The organism is Citrobacter sp. Ca225 (assembly GCF_030337175.1).
GTDB lineage: Bacteria > Pseudomonadota > Gammaproteobacteria > Enterobacterales > Enterobacteriaceae > Citrobacter_A > Citrobacter_A amalonaticus.
In genome coordinates this window covers 1-8,108 of sequence record NZ_JAOWCD010000064.1, presented here as the reverse complement: position 1 = coordinate 8,108, position 8,108 = coordinate 1, and the positions used below count along the sequence as shown (strand labels likewise).

Below are 8,108 nucleotides of genomic sequence, written 5' to 3'. Positions count from 1 at the left end.
GGAAGGTGCGAATAAGTCCGAGATGTGAGATCATCGTGTTGTAACCTGAACCCAGAATGAGTAACCGGATGAGCCAGCAACTGACTTTTGCCGACAGTGAGTTTTCCAGTAAACGCCGCCAGACCCGCAAAGAAGTTTTCCTTGGCAGAATGGATGACTTGCTTCCCTGGGACAAATTACTTGGCGTTATCGAGCCTGTGTATCCCAAGGCCGGTAATGGTCGCAGGCCCTATCCGCTGGAAACCATGCTGCGTATTCACTGCATGCAGCAATGGTACAACCTGAGCGATGAGGCCATGGAAGATGCCCTCTATGAAATCGCCTCCATGCGCCAATTTGCTCGCCTGTCACTGGATAAAGCCATTCCAGACCGCACTACCATCATGAATTTCCGGCATTTGCTGGAGCAGCATGAACTGGCCCGCAAAATCTTCAGTACCGTTAATCACTGGCTAGCAGAGTGTGGCGTTCTAATGACCCAGGGCACCTTGGTGGATGCCACCATCATTCAAGCCCCCAGCTCTACCAAAAACAAACACAACAGCCGTGATGAAGACATGCACCAGACCAAGAAAGGTAACCAGTGGTACTTCGGCATGAAAGCGCACATTGGCGTGGACGCCAAAAGTGGCCTGACCCACAGTCTGGTGACCACGGCGGCTAACGAGCACGACCTCAATCAGGTTGGCAAGTTACTGCATGGCGATGAAGAATTTATCTCAGCCGATGCTGGTTATCAGGGGGCCGAAAAGCGCGATGAGCTCAGCGATGTCAGCGCAGACTGGCTTATCGCCAAGCGTCCCGGCAAAGTGAATGCATTGAAGCAACACCCGCGCAAGAACAAGCTGGCCATCCGTTACGAATACCTGAAAGCGAGTATCCGAGCGAAGGTTGAGCATCCATTTCGGATAGTAAAATGTCAGTTTGGTTTCGTCAAAGCCAGGTACAAGGGGCTGGCTAAAAATGACAGTCAACTGGCGATGTTATTCACCCTGGCGAACCTGGTTCGAGTTGACCAATTGATACGGGCACAGGCGAGATCTACCTGAAATGAGGAAATTAGCCTGAAACAGGGCCAAAATCAGCCACGAAGAGACGATTTTGGGCTGAAAATTGGAAAATTGAGCCACAGGACGTCGATAAAGGACGGTTTGGGGCGTCATATCGGGAGCTGCGGACCACTTAATCGCAACTTCCAAAGGGAACTATGAATACCTTCTGAATAAACATAGCGACGATGGATCCTGGTACCTGGAAAGCTTCGCAATGAAAGGTGAAACCGGTGCAACAGGCGAAACCGGTGCAACTGGAGCGACGGGCGCAACGGGGGCAACTGGCGAAACGGGCGCAACAGGCGAGACGGGGGCAACTGGGGCAACGGGCGGGACAGGAGCAACAGGCGAAACGGGCGCAACAGGTGAGACAGGAGCAACGGGCGCAACAGGTGAGACAGGAGCAACGGGTGCAACAGGCCAGACGGGTGGTCAGGGAGGTGACCGTACCCCTGTGTTACGCCCGGAAAGTGCTAGCTATGCCGCAAATGCCTGGAGTTCCAATCATCTGTTTAATATGACCCTGCATGATCGCATAGGTGAAAGTGGATTAGTGAAAACCACAGCTGATGATGAGCTGGCTTCATCGCTGTGGCTACGCACAACAGGGAAACGAACAGAAAGCAATCGTTCTGGCCAATTAGATACTCGAATTTATGACACTACTGTTGAATTAGGTGGTGATATTGCCCGTTGGGAGACTAACCAACAGCGATACCATTTGGGGCTGATGGCTGGATATGGTAACAGCAACAATAAAACAACCTCTTCAGTAACGGGTTACCAGTCAAAAGGGAAACTTTCAGGTTACAGCGTTGGTATGTATCTCACATGGTTTGAGAATGCCCTCGATAATTCAGGGTGGTATGCCGACAGCTGGTTACGCTGGAATGACTTTAATGCCAGTGTCTCGGGGCATGAGTTAGCCAAAGAGGACTATAAACTTCGTGGCATTACTGGTTCTCTTGAATCTGGTTATGCATGGCGTGTGGCTGAAAATGAGAAAACCAGTTTCTGGCTGACCCCACAGGCCCAGGTGACTTATTTAGGTGTTACCTCTAATGATTTCACAGAAAAAACAGGCACCAGAATTAAGGGAAACAAAGATGCTGTTGAATCGCGTCTGGGTCTGCGGGCCAGCACGATGACCCATACAAGCAGGAGCTTCATTCAGCCGTATGTTGAGCTTAATTACAGAAACCTCAGCCGGTTACAGAGTCCAGAGCTTGATGGGCAACGCGCGGCAGCTATTGGTGGTAAAAATTCTTTTGAAACGAAAGCTGGTATTGAAACAACAATCAGCGATAGTACGAGGATTTGGGCCAATGTATCTTATGCAACAGGGAGTAATGATTTCAATTCATATCAGGGGATGGTCGGCTTCAACGTGAAGTTTTAATTATCGGTGGAAAGAGAAAGGAATCTCTTTCCACATATTGAATGAGCCTGTATCTAAATCTGGTATTGTTGAGTAATCATACTGCTACAGATTTGAAGGATCAGATTGCACATTATCTGATCTTGTATCGCATGCCATATAAACGTCTTCTCAGAGGTGGCCGTCTAAATCGTCTCCGGACACGATAAAAAGGCGGCTCATTTCTTTTTTCAGATTTACCGGGAAATCTTGGTAAGCCAGCCCCCGGGCAGCAACAATCAGCCTGACGGCCTCGCCCTGTTTTTCCAGGGGAAGGGAATCAAAAGCCTGCCGCATTGCTTTGTATGTAAGCGTACAGCGAGAGCCGTATTGACGGGTACGGGTTATTCAGTTTGCAGGGTTACGCGCCATGGTAACAGTTCGCTGACCTGATTGACCGGCCAGTCAGCTATTACGTTGAGCACATGACGGAGATACCTCTCTGGCTCCACGCCGTTCAGTTTGCATGTACCGATCAGGCTGTACAGTAGCGCTCCACGCTCACCACCGTGGTCAGAGCCGAAGAACAGGAAGTTTTTGCGGCCCAGGCTGACCATCCGCAACGCATTTTCAGCGATGTTGTTATCGGCTTCAGCCCAGCCATCGTCTGCATAGTACGTCAGTGCCGGCCACTGGTTCAGTGCGTACGTGAACGCCTTCGCCAGCTCTGAGTGTCGCGACAGGGTTTTCATCTTTTCACGCAGCCAGCTTTCCAGGGATTTCAGTCGCGGTTTCGCTTTCTGCTGACGTTCGCCAAGGCGCTGCTCTGCCGGCATTCCCCTTATTTCAGCCTCGATGGCATACAGTTCGCCGATACGTTTCAGGGCTTCCTCCGTCAGCGCTGATGGCGTGCGAACGTGCACATCATGGATCTTGCGGCGGGCGTGAGCCCAGCAGGCAGCTTCCGTTATCTGTCCATTGCGGTACAGCTCGTTGAACCCGGCATACGCATCCGCCTGCAGCACGCCGCTGAAGTCCGCAAGATGACTCTGCGGGTGGATACCTTTCCTGTCCGGGCTGTAAGCGAACCACACAGCCGGTGCCCGCGCTGACCCGGCGTTGCGGTCATCACGAACGTACGTCCACAGCCGTCCGGTCTTCGTCTTTTTATTACCCGGTAACAGTACCGGGACGGGCGTATCATCGGCATGAAGTTTGCCGTCGCTCAGGACATAGTGCTGGAGGGCTTCATCCAGCGGTGCCAGCAGGCGGCAACACGCATCCACCCAGCCCGACAGCAGTGAGCGACTCAGCTCCACGCCCTGGCGGCCGTATATTTCAGACTGGCGGTACAGCGGTGTGTGCTCGGCATACTTTGAGGTCAGCACACGGCCCAGCAACCCCGGGCCGGCGATACCCCGCTCGATGGGCCGTGAAGGCGCGGCTGCCTGCACTATCGCATCACACTGAGTACAGGCATGTTTTTCACGTACTGTCCGGATAACGCGGAAGGCGCTGCGCATCAGCTCCAGCTGTTCGGCGGCATCTTCACCCAGGTAACTCAGCGAACCACCGCACTCCGGGCAACAGGATTCGGCTGGAAGTATACGCTTTTCATCACGCGGGAGTGATTCGGGGAACGGTCTGCGGGTGCGGGTCTGACGCAGCGAGCGCTGCACTTCCGGGTCATCCACACGACCGGTCAGTGTATCGCTTTCTTTCTGAAGCACCTTCAGGTCAGCTTCCATCTGTGCGATACGACGGGATACTTTTTCGGAACGGCTGCCGAAGTTCATCCGGCGGAGTTTATCCAGTTGCGCCTGCAGGTGGTCTATTTCACGCTCACGGTCGGCCAGCTTTTCCAGCAGGGCGCGGTTCAGCGCTTCCTGTTCGGCAAGCCGCTGTTTCAGCAGAAGGATTTCGTCAGAAGAGGTGTCGTTCATAAGCCCATATTTTACCAGGCTTATTCAGCAACAACCAGGATAAAGAGGCCTACAACATGGTCAGAGATGTCAGCAACCGTTTAGGTTGTCGCCAGTCGATGCCTTCCATCAGCATCGCCAGCTGTGCCGGGGTCAGAAATACTTTGCCATCACGGGCAGAGGGCCAGGCGAAGCGACCACGTTCCAGCCGTTTGGTCAGCAGGCACAGCCCGTCGCCGGTGGACCACAGCAGTTTGATCTGGTTGCCGCTGCGACCCCGGAAGATGAAGACGTGGCCGGACATCGGATCGTCTTTCAGCGCCGTCTGTACTTTTGCGGCAAGACCGTTGAAGCCATTTCTCATATCAGTGGTACCGGCAACCAGCCAGATTTTGGTCCCGGAAGGTAACGGGATCATCGCTTCAGTTCCTGTATCAGCAGAGTCAGAAGCGTTTCGCTGACAGTACCGTTGAGGCGGAGCGTCCCGTGCCTGAACGTTATCTCACAGCTGATACTGAGGGCTTCCGGGCTCTCAGTGGGCGGTTCTGGCTGTACGGCAGCGGCATCGAGAGTCACAGGAAGTAGCTGAGGACTCTCTGAAGAAGGTAATAGCAGCTTTCCCTCGCGCCATTGTTGGCGCCATTTGAACAGCAGATTGGCGTTAATGCCATTTTCAAGCGCAAGTTTTGAAATGGATATTCCTGGTTCGCAGGAGGCAGCAACAAGTTGCTGCTTAAATTCTGGAGAATAATTAGGACAGCCTTTACGTCTGCCGGGAGTCACATTTTTCTGCATATCTGACACTTTGGTTCCCACTACTTATTTGGTGGACACCACTTTGTCTAATTCGTCAGATTCTGACCAGACGGCTCACGCTGTACGCTTACGGCAAAAGTACTGCCGGGCATCAACGTTATCTCTGCTCTCACTGCCGTAAAACATGGCAGCTCACCTTCACTTATGCCGCATCCCAGCCCGGCACACACCAGAAAATCATTGATATGGCTATGAACGGCGTCGGTTGCCGTGCCACCGCACGACTAATGGGCGTGGGCCTCAACACCATTTTGCGCCATTTAAAAAACTCAGGCCGCAGTCAGTAACCTCCCGGATACAGCCGGGAAGTGACATCATCGTCTGTGCGGAGATGGACGAGCAATGGGGTTACGTCGGGGCTAAATCACGTCAGCGCTGGCTGTTTTACGCGTATGACAGGATACGCAGGGCGGTGGTAGCCCACGTTTTCGGTGAACGCACTATAGCCACACTGGAGCGTCTTCTGAACCTGCTGTCAGTTTTTGACGTGGTGCTATGGATGACGGACGGCTGGCCGATGTATGAGTCACGTCTGAAGGGAAAACTGCACGTCATCAGTAAGCGTTACACGCAGCGAATTGAGCGACACAACCTGAATCTGAGACAGCATCTGGCAAGGCTGGGCAGGAAGTCCCTGTCGTTCTCAAAATCAGTGGAACTGCATGACAAAGTCATCGGGCACTATCTGAACATAAAACACTATCAGTAAATTGGAGTCATTACCGGCAATTTGATGGTAGGATTATGGTAGTTTCGAAACACCGTATTTAAGCATTGCTTACATCATATTGCAGCAAACTTAAACATTTTTCTCAAGGCAAACCAGTAAAAAACTGTTAGTGCTGATAGAGCATTTGGTCTTTTTTGAAGGGATTGAAAATCCCCGTGTCCTTGGTTCGATTCCGAGTCCGGGCACCAAATTCATATCAACGGACCTCCACGGAGGTCCGTTTTTTCATTCTAAGCCCGCCAAAACCAACATTCCTACAATCCCTTAACTCCACCCAACTCAATCAACTTCAACCCGCATCAAGTCCCTTGCGAGGGTACAACTGAGGGTATAGTCTGATTCGATAAAATTTATACCCCTTTTTACTATCAGGAGATACCGCCAATGGCGCTCACTGACGCTAAAATCCGTGCCGCTAAACCGGATGAAAAACCTTATAAACTTGCCGACAGCGGCAACATGTTCTTGCTCGTTCACCCTAACGGCTCTCGCTACTGGCGGCTCCGCTATCGGTTTCTGGGCAAAGAGAAAACGCTCGCTCTGGGGGTCTATCCTGAAGTCTCGTTATCAGAAGCAAGGGAAAAACGCGATACGGCGAGAAAGCTGATAGCTGAGGGAACTGACCCATGCGAACAGAAAAGGATCAAAAAGTCGGTACCCGAAACAGCTCAGACATTTGAAGGCATCGCAAGACAGTGGCATAAGAGCAACAAAAAATGGTCAGCCTCACACAATGAGAGGATACTGAAAAGCCTCGAAACTCATGTTTTCCCCTTTATTGGTTCACGTGACATTACCACCCTCAGGACTCCCGATTTACTTGTTCCCGTTAAAGCAGCCGAAGCAAAGGAGATATATGAAATCGCAGCGCGCCTTCAGCAGCGTATCACTGCAATCATGCGCTATGCTGCCCAGTCAGGCATTATCACCTATAACCCTGCCTTGGATATGGCTGGCGCGTTAACCACAGTGAAACGCCAGCACCGCCCTGCCCTCGCCTTAAATCGCATTTCAGAGCTTCTTGAACGACTGGATGCCTACAGAGGACAACCTCTCACCCGGCAGGCAACTAAACTCACCCTGCTTATCTTCATCCGTTCCAGCGAACTACGCTTTGCCAGGTGGTCTGAGATCGACTTCAAGAAAGCCATGTGGACCATTCCTCCTGAGCGGAAACCTATTGAAGGGGTCAAGTATTCCCATCGTGGCTCAAAAATGCGAACAGAGCATCTTGTGCCACTATCTACTCAGGCGGTGAATATACTGAAGCAGATCCACACTATCAGCGGAGAACATGAACTGATTTTCACCGGCGATCACAATCCATGGAAACCCATGAGTGAGAACACTGTAAATAACGCACTGCGTCTGATGGGCTATGATACAAAGGTCGATGTCTGTGGTCACGGCTTCCGGGCAATGGCCTGTAGTTCGTTGATTGAGTCAGGTCTTTGGTCCAGAGATGCGGTCGAACGTCAGATGAGCCATATGGAACGTAACACAGTGCGGGCTGCGTATATCCATAAAGCGGAACATCTGGATGAGCGAAAGCTGATGTTGCAGTGGTGGGCTGATTTTCTGGATGCTAACAGGGAACAGAGTATCAGCCCTTTTGACTATGCAAAAATTAATAATCCTTTGAGAAGGTGACAGAACTCCATACACACACATGCTCTTCCCTCACAGGGGAAGAGCACTCATTGATAAAATACTGGCGTACAACCCCGAAGATAATCAGGGAGCACGCTGATTGATAGGACCGGAATTGTTACGCTCATGGCGACCATGAGGGGCAGTCCATGTACTGATGGTGCATGTAGTTGAATTTTCACCTTACTGGTATGAACTTAGTCTTCTGTATTTTCTGAATGGAGAATACATTAAAGGTGCGATAGCTTTTCGCCACGGTTTTACCACAAAATCTTAGGAAGGTGCGAATAAGCGGGGAAATTCTTCTCGGCTGACTCAGTCATTTCATTTCTTCATGTTTGAGCCGATTTTTTCTCCCGTAAATGCCTTGAATCAGCCTATTTAGACCGTTTCTTCGCCATTTAAGGCGTTATCCCCAGTTTTTAGTGAGATCTCTCCCACTGACGTATCATTTGGTCCGCCCGAAACAGGTTGGCCAGCGTGAATAACATCGCCAGTTAATTATCGTTTTTCAGCAACCCCTTGTATCTGGCTTTCACGAAGCCGAACTGTCGCTTGATGATGCGAAATGGGTGCTCCAC

7 protein-coding genes and 2 pseudogenes are annotated in these 8,108 nt (G+C 51.3%); 5 read left to right on the top strand and 4 right to left on the bottom strand.

Annotated features, from left to right (window positions below; genetic code table 11):
* Positions 1-68 precede the first annotated feature (68 nt).
* Together OGW13_RS09335 and OGW13_RS09330 are read left to right on the top strand one after the other, a co-directional pair.
* The gene (locus OGW13_RS09335) at positions 69-1,049 is read left to right on the top strand and encodes an IS5-like element ISEc68 family transposase (RefSeq protein WP_000082736.1); all 981 of its coding nucleotides are present in this window, start codon (positions 69-71) and stop codon (positions 1,047-1,049) included.
* A gap of 112 nt (positions 1,050-1,161) precedes the next feature.
* Positions 1,162-2,451, top strand: coding sequence for an autotransporter outer membrane beta-barrel domain-containing protein (locus OGW13_RS09330; protein WP_353622476.1), 1,290 nt, complete (start codon positions 1,162-1,164; stop codon positions 2,449-2,451).
* Between the two features lie 362 nt (positions 2,452-2,813).
* Here the strand turns inward: OGW13_RS09330 and tnpC are convergent, their stop codons facing one another.
* The 3 genes from tnpC to tnpA are packed head-to-tail and all read right to left on the bottom strand — an operon-like array spanning position 2,814 to position 5,126.
* Positions 2,814-4,352 (bottom strand): IS66 family transposase, encoded by a 1,539-nt coding sequence (tnpC, locus tag OGW13_RS09325; RefSeq protein ID WP_114212948.1) that lies wholly within the window; start codon positions 4,350-4,352, stop codon positions 2,814-2,816.
* A gap of 49 nt (positions 4,353-4,401) precedes the next feature.
* On the bottom strand, positions 4,402-4,749 hold the full coding sequence (gene tnpB / locus OGW13_RS09320; RefSeq protein WP_114212947.1) for an IS66 family insertion sequence element accessory protein TnpB: 348 nt from the start codon (positions 4,747-4,749) through the stop codon (positions 4,402-4,404).
* Entirely contained in the window at positions 4,746-5,126 is a 381-nt protein-coding gene (tnpA, locus tag OGW13_RS09315; RefSeq protein WP_114212950.1) for an IS66-like element accessory protein TnpA, read from the bottom strand. Before tnpA ends, tnpB begins: the two co-directional genes overlap by 4 nt.
* 50 nt (positions 5,127-5,176) lie before the next feature.
* Here tnpA and OGW13_RS09310 point away from each other — a divergent pair.
* The 3 genes and pseudogenes from OGW13_RS09310 to OGW13_RS09300 all read left to right on the top strand — a co-directional run.
* A protein-coding gene (locus OGW13_RS09310) for an IS1 family transposase (RefSeq protein ID WP_248188595.1) occupies positions 5,177-5,856 on the top strand; the annotation gives its coding sequence in 2 pieces (ribosomal slippage) (positions 5,177-5,408 and positions 5,408-5,856; 681 coding nt in all).
* 405 nt (positions 5,857-6,261) lie between these two features.
* Positions 6,262-7,527, top strand: a complete 1,266-nt coding sequence (locus tag OGW13_RS09305; protein WP_287115983.1) for a tyrosine-type recombinase/integrase — start codon at positions 6,262-6,264, stop codon at positions 7,525-7,527.
* A 46-nt stretch (positions 7,528-7,573) separates the two neighbouring features.
* Positions 7,574-7,801 (top strand): annotated as a pseudogene (locus tag OGW13_RS09300) (tetratricopeptide repeat protein); the annotation flags it as partial.
* Between the two features lie 148 nt (positions 7,802-7,949).
* On the opposite strand, the pseudogene OGW13_RS25845 reads toward OGW13_RS09300, so the two are convergent.
* Positions 7,950-8,108: pseudogene (locus tag OGW13_RS25845) on the bottom strand (IS5/IS1182 family transposase); the annotation flags it as partial.